The organism is Burkholderia lata (assembly GCF_000012945.1).
In the GTDB taxonomy this organism is placed as follows: Bacteria; Pseudomonadota; Gammaproteobacteria; order Burkholderiales; family Burkholderiaceae; genus Burkholderia; species Burkholderia lata.
Map to the genome: position 1 here is coordinate 2,371,650 of NC_007511.1, position 15,866 is coordinate 2,387,515.

11 protein-coding genes are annotated in these 15,866 nt (G+C 67.7%); 2 read left to right on the top strand and 9 right to left on the bottom strand.

Annotated features, from left to right (window positions below; genetic code table 11):
• Positions 1 to 39: 39 nt before the first annotated feature.
• Complete coding sequence (locus BCEP18194_RS33115; protein WP_011355669.1) at positions 40 to 2,340, bottom strand: Orn/Lys/Arg decarboxylase N-terminal domain-containing protein; 2,301 nt, start codon at positions 2,338 to 2,340, stop codon at positions 40 to 42.
• 509 nt (positions 2,341 to 2,849) lie between these two features.
• On the opposite strand from BCEP18194_RS33115, the gene BCEP18194_RS33120 reads away from it, so the two are divergent.
• Positions 2,850 to 5,030 carry an ornithine decarboxylase gene (locus BCEP18194_RS33120; RefSeq protein ID WP_011355670.1) on the top strand — a complete coding sequence of 727 codons (2,181 nt, stop codon included), beginning with the start codon at positions 2,850 to 2,852 and terminating at the stop codon, positions 5,028 to 5,030.
• 216 nt (positions 5,031 to 5,246) lie between these two features.
• Positions 5,247 to 6,428, top strand: a complete 1,182-nt coding sequence (locus BCEP18194_RS33125) for an MFS transporter (RefSeq protein ID WP_011355671.1) — start codon at positions 5,247 to 5,249, stop codon at positions 6,426 to 6,428.
• A gap of 37 nt (positions 6,429 to 6,465) precedes the next feature.
• Here the strand turns inward: BCEP18194_RS33125 and BCEP18194_RS33130 are convergent, their stop codons facing one another.
• The 8 genes from BCEP18194_RS33130 to BCEP18194_RS33165 form a co-directional block, all read right to left on the bottom strand.
• Positions 6,466 to 7,623: an iron-containing alcohol dehydrogenase gene (locus tag BCEP18194_RS33130; RefSeq protein WP_011355672.1), complete on the bottom strand. Its 1,158-nt coding sequence runs from the start codon at positions 7,621 to 7,623 to the stop codon at positions 6,466 to 6,468.
• Positions 7,620 to 7,955, bottom strand: coding sequence for a putative quinol monooxygenase (locus tag BCEP18194_RS33135; RefSeq protein ID WP_011355673.1), 336 nt, complete (start codon positions 7,953 to 7,955; stop codon positions 7,620 to 7,622). The genes BCEP18194_RS33130 and BCEP18194_RS33135 overlap by 4 nt, the downstream gene beginning before the upstream one ends.
• Positions 7,956 to 7,983: 28 nt before the next feature.
• Positions 7,984 to 8,559, bottom strand: a complete 576-nt coding sequence (locus BCEP18194_RS33140) for a glycerol-3-phosphate responsive antiterminator (protein WP_011355674.1) — start codon at positions 8,557 to 8,559, stop codon at positions 7,984 to 7,986.
• Positions 8,560 to 8,564: 5 nt separating this feature from the next.
• Positions 8,565 to 10,127, bottom strand: coding sequence for an FAD-binding oxidoreductase (locus BCEP18194_RS33145; RefSeq protein WP_011355675.1), 1,563 nt, complete (start codon positions 10,125 to 10,127; stop codon positions 8,565 to 8,567).
• On the bottom strand, positions 10,124 to 11,803 hold the full coding sequence (locus BCEP18194_RS33150; RefSeq protein ID WP_011355676.1) for a glycerol-3-phosphate dehydrogenase/oxidase: 1,680 nt from the start codon (positions 11,801 to 11,803) through the stop codon (positions 10,124 to 10,126). The genes BCEP18194_RS33145 and BCEP18194_RS33150 overlap by 4 nt, the downstream gene beginning before the upstream one ends.
• An 18-nt stretch (positions 11,804 to 11,821) precedes the next feature.
• Positions 11,822 to 13,363 carry an FGGY family carbohydrate kinase gene (locus BCEP18194_RS33155; RefSeq protein ID WP_011355677.1) on the bottom strand — a complete coding sequence of 514 codons (1,542 nt, stop codon included), beginning with the start codon at positions 13,361 to 13,363 and terminating at the stop codon, positions 11,822 to 11,824.
• On the bottom strand, positions 13,360 to 14,823 hold the full coding sequence (locus BCEP18194_RS33160) for an MFS transporter (RefSeq protein WP_041493342.1): 1,464 nt from the start codon (positions 14,821 to 14,823) through the stop codon (positions 13,360 to 13,362). Before BCEP18194_RS33160 ends, BCEP18194_RS33155 begins: the two co-directional genes overlap by 4 nt.
• Before the next feature lie 250 nt (positions 14,824 to 15,073).
• The gene (locus BCEP18194_RS33165) at positions 15,074 to 15,790 is read right to left on the bottom strand and encodes an SDR family oxidoreductase (protein ID WP_011355679.1); all 717 of its coding nucleotides are present in this window, start codon (positions 15,788 to 15,790) and stop codon (positions 15,074 to 15,076) included.
• Between the last annotated feature and the right edge of the window lie 76 nt (positions 15,791 to 15,866).

Sequence of the window (15,866 nt, forward strand, 5' to 3'; positions counted from 1 at the left end):
ATCCTTCGATGTGAGGCCGTCGCGCGGCCGGTCGCTCGTTCAGGCCGTCAGGCAATACACGCGGTACGTGCCGTCCTCGACTTCCACGCCGTGCGTGTCGTGCGCGAAGCCCGGGAAGCGCCGGTCGTACGCTTCGAGCGCCTTCAGGTAGCCGAGCACCGGGCCGCCCGCAGGCCCCGCGTTCTCGCCCGGCATCAGCAGCGGAATGCCCGGCGGATACGGCACGACGCCGGTGGCGACCGTGCGCCCGGCCAGCTCCTCGAGCGTGACCTGCTCGACGCGGCCCTGCACCAGATGCTCGTACGCTCGCACCGGGCTCATCTCCGGCTTCGGCAGGATCGAGAAGGCTTCCGACATCAGCCGCGTCGTGCCGAGCTGCTCCATCGCCGCGAACATCGTGTCGGCCAGGTCCTTCAGCCCCATGCCCGCGTAGCGCGATCCGTGCTCCTTCACCAGTGACGGAATCGCCATGTCGAGCGGCAGGTTCGCATCGTAGTCGCGCTTGAAGTCGCACAGCGCGCTGACGAGCGAGCCCCACTTGCCCTTCGTGATGCCGATCGAGAACAGGAACAGGATCGTGAAGTCGGTGGTTTTCTCGACGACGATCCCGCGCGCATCGAGATACGCGGTCACGACGCTCGCCGGAATGCCGACCGGCATCAGCCCGCCGGCCGGCGCGACGCCCGGCGTGACGATCGACACCTTGATCGGATCGAGCATGCAGTAGCCGTCTTCGATATTGCCGAAGCCGTGCCATTGCGCGCCGGGGCGCAGCACCCAGCACGACGGGTCGCTCGCGAGCAGCTCGGGCGGCGCATCGTGGAACGGCAGCGTGCGGCCGGTGCGCGTCTCGAGCACGGTGTCGGGCTGCCAGCATTCGAAGAACCAGTCGCCTTTCGCGCCGAACTCGCTGTTCATCCGCGCGATCATCTGCCGGAACGCGACGGCCTCCTCGATCGACTCGTGCGTGAGTGCCGCGCCGCCGGGGCCGTCCATCATCGCGGCCGCGACGTCGTTCGACGCGATGATCGCGTAGTTCGGCGACGTCGACGCGTGCATCATGAATGTTTCGTTGAACTGGCCATGCGGAATCGGGTTGCGGCCGTCGCGCACGTGGATGTACGACGCCTGCGACAGCGCGGTCAGCAGCTTGTGCGTCGACTGCGTCGCGAACACCGTCGGGCGGTCCGCATGATGGTCGCGCGGGTCGCCGTGCATCGCATGGCGATCGCGGTAGATCGGGTTGAAGCGCGCGTAGCCGTACCACGCTTCGTCGAAATGCAGCCGGTCGACGCTCGCGCCGAGCAGCTCCTCGACGCGCGCGACGTTGTAGCACAGGCCGTCGTACGTCGAATTGGTGACGATCGCATGCTTCGGCTGGCGGTCGGCGAGCCCGGCCGTGAGCGGGTTCGACGTGATCGCTTCGCGAATCGCCGCCTGCGTGAGGCGCTCCGACGCGATCGGCCCGATGATCCCGTAGCGGTTGCGCGTCGGCACGAGGTAGGTCGGGATCGCGCCCGACATCGTCATCGCATGTTCGGCCGACTTGTGGCAGTTGCGGTCGCACAGCGCGATCTGGTCGCGGCTCACGCTCGCCATCAGGATGATGCGATTCGACGTCGACGAGCCGTTCGTCACGTGATACGTGCGATGCGCGCCGAACACGCGCGCCGCGTAGCGCTCGCTTTCGCCGATCGGGCCCGAGTGGTCGAGCAGCGAGCCGAGTTCGCCGACCGAGATCGACAGGTCGGAACGGAACAGCGCTTCGCCGAAGTATTCGAAGAACGCGCGGCCGACCGGCGATTTCAGGAAGCCCGTGCCGCCCGTGTGGCCGGGCGTATGCCATGAGTATTCGTAGACACGCGAGAATTTCGCGAGCGCGCCGAACATCGGCGGCAGCACGGTGGCGCGATAGCGTTCGATCGCCGCATGGATGCGCCCGCCGATGAAGTCGGCCGTATCTTCGAGCAGCCACACGAAATCGTCGACCTTGCCCATCACCGCGGACGGCACCGTCGATGCGACGCTGCGGTCGGCCAGCAGGAAGATCGGCACGTTGGCGTTGCGATGCCGGATCGCGTCGACCACGGCCTCGGACGGCCCGTGGCCGTCCACGCCGAGATCCCAGTCGAGCAGCACGCACTGGATCGACGGATCGGAGCGGATCAGCATGATTGCATCGTCGGCCGAGGTTGCCGTGAGCACGTCGATGTCGCGCTGCACGAGTTCCGCGCTCAGCGTACGGACCGCACGCCCGGTCGCGGTTTCCTGCGTGATCTCGTCGTCGACCAGAAGCGCGCGCATGCCGAGACGACGAATGCCACCGACGGAGGTATTCATGTTTTTGCCCTCGTTGTTCCGATGCTTCGTTGGGGTGATGCGTCTCACGAGCACGCGGACAGCAGGCCACGGGCGGCGGCGTGAGACGCTCGCAAATCCGGTTTGATTCGCCATCCAATTCGGAGCCGACTATGCCATAGATGCCATTTGATGAAAAGCAGACGATTCGGCGAAACGGTCGGCCGTTTTCAAATCGCATTTCACGATCGGTTCATTTTGATGTGCATTGCAGCACGCCGATTCCCGATTATTTGATCGTTCTCATCCCGAGCCGGCATTGTCGATTCCGGTCGATTGAATTCGCCCCGTTTTGTTGCTACGATCGGCTGCGCCGTGCCTTGACCGGTGGCGGCTGCACCGCGCCGCGCAAGGCTGCATCGTGCGGCGCGCCATTCGGCATTCAGCATTCGCGGGAGCGTTTCAATCGGCGCAGCGCGTGTCGGATTACGCGGATTACGCACCGGTGCGAATGCGGCTCCCGTTTTCCGCACATTTACGGGAGAGTTCGCGTGAGCCTGTTGAAAATCGCAGTCGAGCCGGCGCTGATTGGTGCCTTCCTCACCACGCACGAACAGGTCGATGTATTTCAGACCGATTTCACGAATATCGCGGCAATCGTCGTCGGAATCGATTCGGCGCAACAGGTGCTTAAAACCGTCGAAAGAACCGGATTCGCGATTCCGTTCTTCGTCGCGGTCGAGCCCGACCAGGAAGTGCCGCCGTCGATCCTGCCGAGCGCCAGCGGCGTGATCCAGCTCCGCCACGGCGGACGCCATTACTACGGCCGGCAGATCTCCGCCGCCGCCGACATCTACAGCGAGAACCTGCTGCCGCCGTTCTTCAAGGTGATGCGCGAATACGTGCAGCGCGGTTATGTCGAATTCGATTGCCCCGGCCACCAGGGCGGCCAGTTCTTCTCGAACCATCCGCTCGGCCGGATGTTCTTCGACTTCTTCGGCGAGACGATCTTTCGCGCCGACCTCTGCAATGCCGACGTCCGGCTCGGCGACCTGCTGATCCACGAAGGCCCGGCGCTGGAAGCGCAGCGCAATGCCGCGCGGATCTACAACGCGGACAAGACCTACTTCGTGCTGAACGGCACGTCTACGTCGAACAAGGTCGTCACGAGCGCGCTGCTCGCCCCCGACGATCTCGTGCTGTTCGACCGCAACAACCACAAGTCGGTACACCTCGGCGCGCTCGTGCTGTCGGGCGCGCGGCCGGTCTACCTCGAAACCGCACGCAACGCGTGGGGCCTGATCGGCGGCGTCGACAGCGCGGCGCTCGACGAAGCGCGCATTCGCGACGCGATCCGCGACGTCGCACCGGAACGCGCCGACCGGCCGCGGCCGTTCCGGCTCGCGGTGATCCAGCTCGGCACCTACGACGGCACGATCTACAACGCACGCGAGATCGTCGACCGGATCGGGCATCTGTGCGACTACATCCTGTTCGACTCGGCGTGGGTCGGCTACGAGCAGTTCATCCCGATGATGCAGGACTGCTCGCCGCTGATGCTGACGCTCGGCCCCGACGATCCCGGCATCTTCGTCACGCAGTCGGTGCACAAGCAGCAGGCCGGTTTCTCGCAGACGTCGCAGATCCACAAGAAGGACAGCCACATCGAAGGCCAGAAGCGCTTCTGCGATCACCGGCGCTTCAACAACGCGTACATGATCCATGCGTCGACGAGCCCGTTCTACCCGATGTTCGCGGCACTCGACGTCAACGCGCAGATGCACGCCGGCCCGGCCGGCAAGCGCCTGTGGCGCGACTGCGTGGCGCACGGCGTCGATGCGCGCAAGCTGCTGCTGAAGACCTGCCGCCAGATCCGACCGTTCGTTCCCCAGAACATCGACGGCCGCCCGTGGGCCGACTACCCGACCGAGCAGATCGTCGACGACCTGCGCTTCTTCCGCTTCCACCCGGCCGACACGTGGCACGGCTTCGAAGGCTATGCGGACGACCAGTATTTCGTCGACCCGTGCAAGCTGCTGCTGACGACGCCCGGCATCGATCGCGACACGCACGAATACGCGGCGTTCGGCGCGCCGGCGCCGATCCTGGCGCGCTACCTGCGCGAGCACGGCGTCGTGCCCGAGAAGGCCGACCTGTACACGATCCTGTTCCTGCTCACGCCGTCGGAGAGCTTCGGCAAGCTGCAGCATCTGATCGCGCACCTCGCGCAGTTCGAGCGCCATCTCGACCAGGACACACCGCTGCGCGAAGCCATTCCGTCACTGTGCGAAGCGTATCCGGAGCTGTACGGCAACATGCGCCTGCGGCAGCTGTGCCAGCGGATGCACGACTTCTACCGCAGCCACGACATGAAGCATCTGCAGAAGCTGATGTTCCGGCGCGCGCAGTTCCCGAAACAGGCGATGCTGCCGCAGGCCGCCAACGCCGAGCTGATTCGCAACAACGTCGAGCTCGTCACGCTCGATCGCATCGAAGGCCGGATCGCGACGGAAGGCGCGCTGCCCTATCCGCCCGGCATCTTCTGCGTGGTGCCCGGCGAAGCATGGGGCGGCCCGGCGCTCGACTACTTCCGCGCGCTCGAAGCCGGGATCAACGCACTGCCGGGTTTCGAGCCGGAAATCCAGGGCGTCTATCTGCAAACGCTGCCGGACGGCACGAAGCAGGCTTCCGCTTACGTCGTGGCAACCGGCACCGACGCGTCACGCGCGTAACCGGGCCCGGTGGGCACTCACCGCCCTTCTTCGAGGCCACCGCACGGCACCGGCGCGCGCGCAAGAATCCGCACTTGCGCACCGCCTGACCGTGCGGTACCGTCCTGCTTTCCGGGATAACCGAAGCCTCGCCTCGAAACCCATCCGTCGATTCGTTCCGATGCGGCCCCGCCCCCTGCCCGGCGCTGTCGCGTCGCGCGTACAGGAGGGGTTCCGTTGGACGTTCGCATCTACCTGCTGGCCGCCGCCGTGTTCCTGGCCGGCGTCGCCGAAAACATCTGCGTCGGCATCCTGCCAGCCATCTCAGCCGGGCTGCACGTTTCGATCGCCGCCGCCGGCCAGCTCACCACGATCTTCTCCGCCGTGTTCGCGCTGGCCGCGCTCGTCGCGGCAGCCTGCGTCGCGCGTGTCGAGCGGCGCACCGCACTGCTCGCGTCGCTCGGCGTGTTCGCCGCCGCGAACCTGTGCGCCGCGGCCAGTCCCGGCTATGCGAGCCTGTTCGCCGCGCGCGTGCTGATGGCTGCGAGCTGTGCGACGCTGATCCTCGTCGCGACGCGGTTCGCGGCCGAACTTGCGCCGGCGTCGCAACGCGGCCGCGCGATCGGCATCGTGTTCATGGGGATCAGCGCGTCGCTCGTGCTCGGCGTGCCGATCGGGATGCGGATCGCCGACTGGGCCGGCTGGCGCGCGGTGTTCGTGTCGATCGCCTTGCCTGCGCTGCCGCTCGCGATCTGGCTTGGCCGGCGATTGCCTCGCATGGCGCCGGCTGCCGTCACCGCCACCGCTGCTGCCGATGCCGCGGGCACACCGTCATATCGCGCGGTGCTCGCCCGCCCTCGGCTGGTGGCTGCGCAACTCGTCTCCATCGCGATGATCGGCGGTCACTTCACGCTGTTCGCGTATCTCACGCCGTATCTGCAGGCCGTGCTGTCGCCGAGCGCAGCCGCGCTCGAAGGGTTGTACGTCGCATTTGGAATCGCCGGCGTGACCGGCGCATGGCTTGGCGGACTCTTCTCGGACCGGCTCGGCGCATCGCGTGCGCTGTGGGCGTGCCCGGCCGTGTTTCTCGTCGCGATGGCCGTGCTGCCCGCGGCTGGTGTATCGCCGCTCGCCTTCGTGCCCGCGATGATGCTGTGGGGCGGCATCAGCTGGTCGATCTCGCCGATCGTGCAGAACTACCTGATCCACACTGCGCCGTCGCTGGCCGATGCGAGCGTCGGCATCAACGTGTCGGCCATGCATGCGGGTGTTGCAGTCGGTTCGGCGCTCGGCGGCGTGCTCGTCGAACACGACGCGCTGCGCGTCACGCCGTGGGCCGGATGCGGGCTCGTGGCCGTGGCGCTCGCGTGCGCCTGCCTCGCGGCGTGGCCCGCGCGACAGGCCGCGCGCGCATCGTGAATGCATGGCGGGCGGCGCAACGCGCCCGCCCGCCGCATCACCACGCCTGCCGGTAGATCTCCAGCGCGTCGGCCTCCGTCACCTCGCGTGGATTGTTCACGAGCAGGCGCGTCTGCAGCATCGCATCCGACGCCATCCTCGGCAGGTCATCTTCCCCGATGCCGACTTCGCGCAGCGTGCGCGGGATGCCCGTCGCGACGATCAGCCGGTCGATCTCGGCGATCAGCGCGTGCGTACGCGCTTCATCGCTGCCCGTCGCCGACGGCGCGACGATCGCCGCGAGTTCCGCATACAGCGGCGCGGCGGCCGGCGCGTTGAACCGCAGCACGTGCGGCAGCACGAGCGCATTCGACAGCCCGTGCGGCACATGGAAGATCCCGCCGACCGGATAGGCCAGCGCGTGCACGGCCGCGACCGGTGCATTCGCGAACGCCTGCCCCGCGAACATCGCGCCGACCAGCATCGCCTCGCGCGCGTGGCGGTTGTGGCCGTCGTCGCATGCCGCGAGCAGGTTGCGCGACAGCAGCGTCAGCGCGTGGGTCGCCAGCATGTCGGACACCGGGTTCTTCAGCCGCGCGGACGTGTAGGCCTCGATCGCATGCACCATCGCGTCGATACCTGTCGCGGCCGTGGCCGCACGCGGCAGGCCGAGCGTCAGTTCGGCATCGAGGATCGCGACATCCGCGAACAGGTGCGGCGACACGACGCCCATCTTGCGCGCCTCGCCGACCGTGACGATCGACACGGCCGTCACTTCGGAGCCGGTGCCGGCCGTCGTCGGCATCTGCACGAGTGGCAACCGCGCGCTCGTCACCTTGTCGACGCCGTACATGTCGGCCAGCGCCTGCCGCCCCGGCGCGAGCACCGCGATCAGCTTCGCGACGTCCATCGACGATCCGCCGCCCAGGCCGAGCACGATCTCCGCATCGGCCGCGACGGCCCGTTCGGTCGCGTCCAGCACCACGTGCTCGGGCGGATCGGCGATCACGTCGTCGATCACGGTGACTTGCCAGCCGTGCGCGGCGAGGCTCTCCAGCGCGGGCGCGAGCACGCCGCTGCGATGCAGGAAGGCATCGGTGACCACACACAGCCGCACGAGCGCCGGAAAGCGTTCGCGCAACAACTCGCCGAGCCGGCGCGCGGCGCCGAATTCGACGACCTGCGTCGGAACCGTACGGAATTGAAACGGGTTCATCGAGTGCCTCCCGGTGGCGTCGCCGTGCCGGTGTCCGGCTTCACCATGTAGCTCGACACTTCACGGCGATCGAGCAACGGAATGATCGCGCCGAACCCGATCCGCTGGAAATGCGGCGTTTCCCGATGCACGTCGAGGCCGTCCGCGTCGCGGTAGCGTTCGAGGATCACGACGTGGTCGGGGTTCTCCGGCGACCGGAAATACGCGTAGTCGAGATTCTTCGGCTCGGCACGCGTCAGCGGCGCGAGCTCCGCAAGCAATTCGATCACGCGATCGCCGTTGCCGGGTTTGGCGTAGAAATGCGCGATGACCTGCAGGTAAGGTTCGTTCATGTTGCGCTCCGTGTTCGACTGGGGGCCGTCACGACGACGGGTCAAAATTCCACCATGCGCTGTCGCTCGTCGACACCGCGACTGCACCGTGCCGCCTTGCGCTGCGCACGTCGTCCGCGTTGCCGACGAAGCCCGACGCGACGATCGGCGGCAACGCCTGCCGGTCGGCTTCGCTCAGGTGCGCGAGCATCGGCGCCGGCATCAGCTGCACGAGGTTCGGATCGCTCTGCTCGATCGCCTTCACGCTGCGCGGCCAGGTCGAGCGGTCGGTCACGAATACCTTCTGCATCGTGATCAGCCCAGCGCGGTTCGCGCGCTGGATCGTCGCGACGCGCGTGGAGACGAGGCTCGCGACGCCGATATCGGCCAGATATTCGACGCCGCCCTTGTCTTGCGACAGCCCGTCGCAACTGTCGATGTTGACGATCACGAACTTGCCGGCGCGGGCGAGCGCCACGACCACCGCCTGCAGCCGGCGCAGATCGACGTTCGCGACGATGCCGACCTCGGCCGCGCTATCGATGAAGCTGTCCGCCTGCTCGACGCCATACAGCGTGGCGATGACGGGATGACGGGCGAGACGCGCGCCCAGCGACTTGTCCATGACGTTTACCGGTCGACTCGCGGGCCGGTCTCGTCGCCGAGGCCGAGCTTGCCGGGGTTGAGAATATGTTTCGGATCGAGCGCGCGCTTCACCGTCTGCAGCACCGGGAACGCCGTGCCCAGTGAATCGCGCATGTACGGCGAACGCAGCAGCCCGACGCCGTGGTGATGACTCAACGTCGCATTGTATTGGATCAGCACGGCGTTCGCCGCGTCCCACGCCGCCCGGTACCACGCGGCACGCTCGGCCACCGCGACATCGCCGCGCAACGAGAAATACAGGCACGCGCCGTCCGCGTAGGCATGCGACTGGTGCGCGGATCCGGCCAGCGTACCGGGCACGGCCTGCAGCGCGGCCACCACGTCGCGATAGATCGCCGCGAGGTCGCGCCAGCGGCCGCACATCTCCAGCGTGTCGGCGACGAAGCCCGGGCTGCGCTTGAAGCCTTCCGCACTCTTGCCGGTCAGGTAGCGCGTGTCGAGCCACTTTTCGAAGATCGCGTCGCCGTCGAGCCTGCGTCCGCTTTCCTCGCACGTGCGCGCGCTGATCGCCATCACCGCGTCGACGATCTCCCGCGTGCCTTCGTCGGCGATCAACAGTACGTTCGTATCGGGCAGGCCGAACTGCACGCCGCTTTCCAGTTCGTCGTAGAGCCGCAGCGCGGCCGGGTTCGCGCCGCGCTGCAGGATCTCGCGGCACGCGTCGAGGCCGGCCGCGAACGTGTCGAAGCCGTACGCGATCGCGCGGCCGTAGTCCGGCAGGCGGTGCAATTTCAAACGTGCGCGCACGATGATGCCGAGCGTGCCCTCGCTGCCGATGAACAGTTGCTGCAGATCCGGGCCGACCGCCGCGCGTGAACCGCCGCCGAGCGTAACGAGGCTGCCGTCCGCGAGTACCACGTCCATCCCGAACACCATGTCCTCGATCTTGCCGTAGCGCGTCGACAGTTGCCCCGCGCCGCGGCACGCGATCCAGCCGCCCACCGTGCTGATCCCGAACGACGACGGCCAGTGCCCCATCGTCAGTCCGTGTTCGCGCTGCAGCGTTTCCTCGAACACGTCGCCGAACATCCCCGCCTCGACATCGACGATCTGGCTCTCGGTGTCGACGCCGATCAGCCGGTTCAGCCCGCACACATCGAGCACGATGCCGCCGCGCACGGGCAGCGCCGCGCCCGTCACGTTGCTGCGGCCGGCCGACGCCGTCACCGGAATCGTCGCCGCGTGCGCGATGCGCATCACGGCCTGCACCTGCTCGACGGTCGACACGCGCACGACGACCGCGTGCGGCGTCGCCGGCCGGCCCCCCGTCTCGGCGACCATCGACGCGGCCCACCAGTCGCGCGTCCACGCAATGACGTCGGCCGGCTGCGCCAGCACCTCGTCGGCCACCGCGCACAGCGCATCGACCTGCTGCGGCGACACCGTGACCGGAGCGCGCTGCATGCCGGCCTCGACCGGCGCGCTGCCTGCCGCCGGCAGGTTCAGCGAGTATGGCGGCGGCGTGTGCGCGCCGACGACGTAGTTGCCGCGGTTGTAGCCGCGCTTGATGGCTTCCTTGCTGATCATCCGATATCTCCCATGAGGATGGATTTTTCGAGGGCGACGGCGGCGACGTAGTCGCGCACCTGGCTGGCGACGGCCGCATCGGACAGGCCGAGCTCCGCCTTGAGTATTTCTCCGACGCGCGGTGCCGCGCGCGCCGACGCGTCGCGCGCCATCAGCCGCGCGCGGGTGCGCCGCGACAGCACGTCGTCGACACTGCGCGCGAATTCGTGGCGCACCGCGTAGAGCACTTCCGCTTCGCTGTACGGCAGCCCTTCGACGATCGGCGCAAGCAGCGACGGTGCCGCATCGGCGAGGTCGCCGACGAAGCGCGCTTCGGTGCCGTAGCGTTCGCCGAGATGCGCGGCGAGCCCACCCGATGCGACGATCGCCTGCGGGTCATAGCCGGCCGCGCCCAGCAGGTAGGCCGATTTCGTGTGGCAGCGCGTGCGGCGGCCGAGCAGCTTGCCGACCGTATCGATCGTCTGCTCGGCCATGTGCCGCGACGTCGTCAGCTTGCCGCCGACGATCGTCACGAGCCCGTCGGGCGCGACGTGGATCTCGTGATTGCGCTTCATCTCGATCGTCTTGCCGCCGGGCGGCCCGACAAGCGGCCGGCAGCCGGCGATGCTGCCGACCACGTCGTCCGCATTCAGGTCGACTTTCAACGCGGAACGCGCGCCTTCGAGCAGGAAATCGAGCTCCTGCCGCGTGCAGTGCACGTCGTCGAGATCGCCGTCGTAGTCTTCGTCGGTCGTGCCGAGATACGACACGTTGCCCCAGCGCGTGATCGTCGCGCGGCGGTTGCGGCCCGGCACGGGGATCGTCACCGTGCAGTCGTTGCGGATCTTCAGCCACGGAATCGCAACGTGTACGCCCTTCGCGGGGCGCACCTGCAACGCGGCCGTGTCACCCTTGCGCGCGCCGGTCCAGTCGCGCAGCCAGACGCCCGTCGCCATCACGACCACGCGCGCACGGATGCGCCGCTCGCGGCCGTCGGCATGCACGATCGCGCCATCGACCTTGCCGTGGCCATCGCGCGTCAGCTCGACCACGCGTGCATGGTTCGCCACGGCCGCACCGTGAAACGCGGCCGTGCGCACGAGGTTCAGCGTCAGGCGCGCATCGTCGACGCGCGCGTCGAAGTACAGGAAGCCGCCGGTCAGGTACGTCTCGTTGAAGGTCGGGCAATGCGACAGGACCTCGGCCTTCGTCAGCTTCTGGTGCAGGATGCCCTCGCGCCAGCCGCCGGCGATGTCGTAGGTCCACAGCAGGCTTTCGAAGGCTTTCGCGAGACGCGCATCGAACACGCCTTCGCGCTCCATCACCGGGAACAGGAACGGCAGCCGCTGCACGAGATGGCGGGCGTTGCGCCGCAGCCGCTGCCGCTCGAGCAGCGAATGGCGCACGAGCCCGAGATTGCCCTGCTCGATGTAGCGCAGCCCGCCGTGCACCATCTTCGACGATTTCGACGACGTGCCCGATGCGAAGTCGCTTTTCTCGACGAGCGCGACGCGCAACCCGCGCAGGCTCGCGTCGAACGCCGCATACGCGCCCGTCACGCCGCCCCCGACGATCAGCACGTCGAACGTATCCGTCTCGAGTCGCGCCAGGTGCTCGTCGCGATTCACGCGCAGCGGCTCGGTCCCCGTCATGCCGGCGCGGTCCGTCTGTGGTTTTCTGGATGGCAAAAACATCATGCTGGTCGTTCTCCGTGCTCACGCATGAGCGAAATCGGCCGCGTGCGCGAGCTCGGATGCGATCCGCGCATGCCAGGCCGCGCGCCGGCGCTGCCGGCTGTCCGCATCGATCGAGGGTTCGAAAACGGCGTCGGTGACGAGCGTCGCGCGGGCCGCGTCGAGCGAATCCCACAACAGCCCCGACGCACCCGCGAGAAACGCCGCACCGCGCAGGCTCGCGCGATCGCCCTCGCGCATCCGGCGCACGGGTACGCCGCTCACGTCGGCCTGGATCTGCAGCAGCGTGTCGCTGCCCGCGAGGCCGCCGCCGACGATCAGCTCCGATACGTCGGCCCGCGCGACGGCCTGGTTGGCCTCCATGCACGACGCGACCGAATGCGCGATGCCTTCGAGCACCGCGTACGCCACCTCGGCCTGCGTCGTCGCGATCGAGATGCCCGACAGCAGCGCACGCGCGTTCGGCTCCATCCGCGGCACACGCAGGCCGGTGAGCGCCGGCACGAACGTCACGCCGCGCGCCGATTGCACCGTGCCGGCCAGCGTGCTGATCTGCGCCGGATCGTCGAACCAGCGCAGTTTTTCGCAGACCCAGCGCAACGCCGAGCCGGTCGTCGCGACGAAGGTTTCGAGCGAGTAATGCGACACGCCGCCATGCCGCCGCGCGGTCATCGCCAGCGTGCCGTCGTGCGCGTGACCGGGTTGTGCGTGCGATCCGGCGTCGGGGCGTACCGTGCCGGTCAACAGGTCGACGAAGCTGCCGGTGCCATGCACGCACATCGCCTGGCCACGCTCGACGCAGCCGAGACCGACGGCGCCCGCGAACTGGTCGCCCGCACACGCGAGGATCGGTACGCCGATACCGAGCACGTCTTCGCGCGTGCGGCCGAACGCGTCGGCATCCTCGCGCAGCGCGGGCAACAACGCGTGCGGGAAACCCAATGCCTCGAGCCACGGATCGAAATACCGATGCTCGCCGAGCAGGTACGCGCTGGCGGAGGTTGCGTTGGTCGGCGTCGTCACGCACTCGCGCGCATCCGACAGGTGCCACAGCAGCCACGTATCGATCGTGCCGAACGCGAGACAGCCGGCACGATGCGCATCGGCGACCGCCCGCGACGAGCGCATCTGGTGCACGGCCCACAGATACGGCGAACGCACGCCGGCCGGCCGGCCGACCTGCGGCACGAGCACGCGATCCCAGTCGGCCGCGAGACGGTCGAGCTCGGCGGCATGACGCGTGTCCTGCCAGACCATCGCGGGCACGAGTGCGCGCCCGGTCCGCGTATCCCACAGCACGGCGGTCGCGCGCTGCGTCGCGAGCGCCAGCGCGACGACGCGTACCCCCATTCGCTGCGCATGCGCGAGCGTGGCGCGGCAGACCGCGAGCGTCTTGTCGAGGATGGCATTCGCATCCTGTTCGACGACGCCCGGCCGCGGGCTGTCGACCGACAGCGGCAGGTATTCAAGGCACGACACGTGCCCACTCGCGTCGACAAGCGCGGCACGTGTGCCGGACGTGCCTTCGTCGATGGCGAGAATGACGTTTCGGGAAGCGGTCATCGCGGCGTTTTCTCGATGGCGGGGTTCAGGTAGGCCGACGTGACGCGTGCGTCGTCGCCGAAGTGCGGCGCGTCGGGTTCGTTGTCGGGATTGATCGTCGTGCGCGTCGGATCCCAGCGGATCGCGAAGCAGATCGCACTCGCGACGCACGGCACGATCGCGAGGATCAGGAACGTGTGTTCGAGGCCGTAGCGCGCACGAAACAGCGGGAAGACCAGCAGGCCGAGCGCCGCGCCGATCGAGCCGAGCGCGCCGACGATGCCGTTCGCGCCCGCGCGCAGCTCGCCGCGAAACGACAGCGACGACAGGCTCTTGCCGTTCGCGCCGGGGCCGGCCGAGTGGAACAGGATGAACAACGACGGCACGACCACCGACAGCCACAGCGGCATGCGCGCATGGAACAGCCCGAGCACAACGAGCATCGCGCAGACCGCCGCGAAACCGATCGCGGACGCGCGCCGCAGGCCGACCCGGCGGCCGACCGCCGACGACGAAAAGCCGCCGACGATCCCGAACAGGTTGAACACGAGCGCGCCGAGCGTCGCGTAGACAAAGTCCTTGCCGAACAGCGCGGCACTGATCAGCGGCAGATACCAGCCGATCGCAAAGTACTCGATCGACTGACCGATTTGTACGGTCGCGGCCAGGATCGTGCGTGGCAGGTAGACCCCGCGAAAGATCAGCAGCACGTTCGCGAGGCCGCGCGTGGCCGGATTGACGATCGGCGTGCGTTCATGCGCGGATGCCGCAACGAATGCCTGCCCGTAGATGCGCGTCATCGCGCGGGCGGCGTCGTCGAGACGCTCCTTGCGCGCGAGCCAGATCGGGCTTTCGACGAGGAACGCGCATTGCAGCGCGAGGATCGCGACGCCGAACACCGCGGTGGCCGCCACCGAGTAACGCCAGATCGAATCGCCGACCTGCCACGCGTGAAACAGCAGCGCGAGCAGCAGGTTCAGGCACACGGCCGTGTACCACATGCCCTGCCACGTATTGAGCCGGCTCTTCAGGCGGCCCGGCGTGAACTCCGCGAGCATCGCCATCGCGATCGCGAAGTCGATTCCGTACGCCATCCCGACGAAAAAGCGCCCGGCGAGAATCGCGTTGAAATCAGGCGCGAACACCACCAGCAGCGCACCGATCACCGACAGCAGCTTCGCGGCGATCAGCGGCCGCACGCGCCCCCACCGGTCGGCCATCCAGCCGCCGATCGGGTTGAACGCGATCGCGACCCACGACGCAAACGACGTCATCCACGCGACCTGCGCGGCCGACAGATGCAATTCGTGCGTCATCGGCCCGAGGCCGGCGCTCAATGCCGAGTTGGAAAATGCGTCGAGAAACAGCCCGCCGAGCGACAGCCACCAGACGAGTCCCGCCCTGCCCGCAATACCGGGGCGCGCGTCGAGAAAGGAGATGACGTCTTCAATGCCATGAAGCTTGACCGCGATCGTTTGCACAATCGGCCTCCGTATATTTGTTCTGTAAGAGGCTCGACATTGCAGATGCGATCGACGCATGGAGAGACCATCTTACAGATAGTCTCTTATCTAGATCTGCCGGGGCAATTTACGGCGCCGGACGCGGGTATGTCAAGCGCATCCGGTTGTGCGACGCAGCGAGTGTCGTTGCGCACGCAACCATATCGGTAGTTTCCCGGGGACGGTGAATCCGCTCGTTCCGGCCGCGCCGCCCGGCGTCAGTGCGCGCTCACCACGGCACCGTCCGCCCCAGATAGTCGAGATACTCGAGCCCCGGGCGCACGCGCTTTGCGATCACCACGTCGACGAGACTCGGCACGCTTTCCTCGATCGTCAGGCGCGCATCGGGCCCGCCCAGTTCCGTGCGGACCCAGCCGGGCGCCATCAGCACCATCGCACGCCGCGTATCGGCCTGACGCGCCGCGAAGCTGCGCATGAACTGGTTCAGCGCGGCCTTGCTGCCGCGATAGACCTCGCGCATCCCGCTGACGTTGTTCGCGACGCTGCCTTGCCCCGACGACATCGCGCCAATCAGGCCGTCCGCAGTCACGAGATCCTGCAGCGTCTCGATCACGCGCATCGGCGCCAGCGCATTCGTGATCATCACGCGCACGAACTCGTCGGTCGTCACTTCGCCGATCGTTTCGGTCGGCTCGTTCGTCGTGCCCGCATTCACGAACAGCACGTCGAAGCGACGACCCGACAGCCGCTCGCTCAACGCGGCCAGTTGCACGGGCTCGCAGATGTCGAGCGTCTCGATGTCGAGGCGGCCGTCGAACCGGTCGGCGAGGTCGTGCAGCTTCGTGCGCCCCGATCCTGCGCGCACGGTGCCCGTTACGCGCCAGCCTTTGTCCAGGAACGCCTCCGCCATCGCCAGGCCAAGGCCGCGCGAGGCCGCGATGAGCAGGATCGCAGGTACGTTCCGGTTCGATTCAGTTGATTGCATGGTTTCCGCCTTTGCCGGGTTTCGTCACGCAGCCACTATAGGTGCGCATCACGGCAGGCGCCAGACGCACCGGATT

Bases quoted from the DNA above. Each gene is read 5' to 3' on its own strand.
- BCEP18194_RS33130 (WP_011355672.1), bottom strand. From the start codon at position 7,623: ATGAACCCGTTTCAATTCCGTACGGTTCCGACGCAGGTCGTCGAATTC.
- BCEP18194_RS33165 (WP_011355679.1), bottom strand. From the start codon at position 15,790: ATGCAATCAACTGAATCGAACCGGAACGTACCTGCGATCCTGCTCATC.
- BCEP18194_RS33150 (WP_011355676.1), bottom strand. From the start codon at position 11,803: ATGATGTTTTTGCCATCCAGAAAACCACAGACGGACCGCGCCGGCATG.
- BCEP18194_RS33145 (WP_011355675.1), bottom strand. From the start codon at position 10,127: ATGATCAGCAAGGAAGCCATCAAGCGCGGCTACAACCGCGGCAACTAC.
- BCEP18194_RS33140 (WP_011355674.1), bottom strand. From the start codon at position 8,559: ATGGACAAGTCGCTGGGCGCGCGTCTCGCCCGTCATCCCGTCATCGCC.
- BCEP18194_RS33155 (WP_011355677.1), bottom strand. From the start codon at position 13,363: ATGACCGCTTCCCGAAACGTCATTCTCGCCATCGACGAAGGCACGTCC.
- BCEP18194_RS33115 (WP_011355669.1), bottom strand. From the start codon at position 2,340: ATGAATACCTCCGTCGGTGGCATTCGTCGTCTCGGCATGCGCGCGCTT.
- BCEP18194_RS33135 (WP_011355673.1), bottom strand. From the start codon at position 7,955: ATGAACGAACCTTACCTGCAGGTCATCGCGCATTTCTACGCCAAACCC.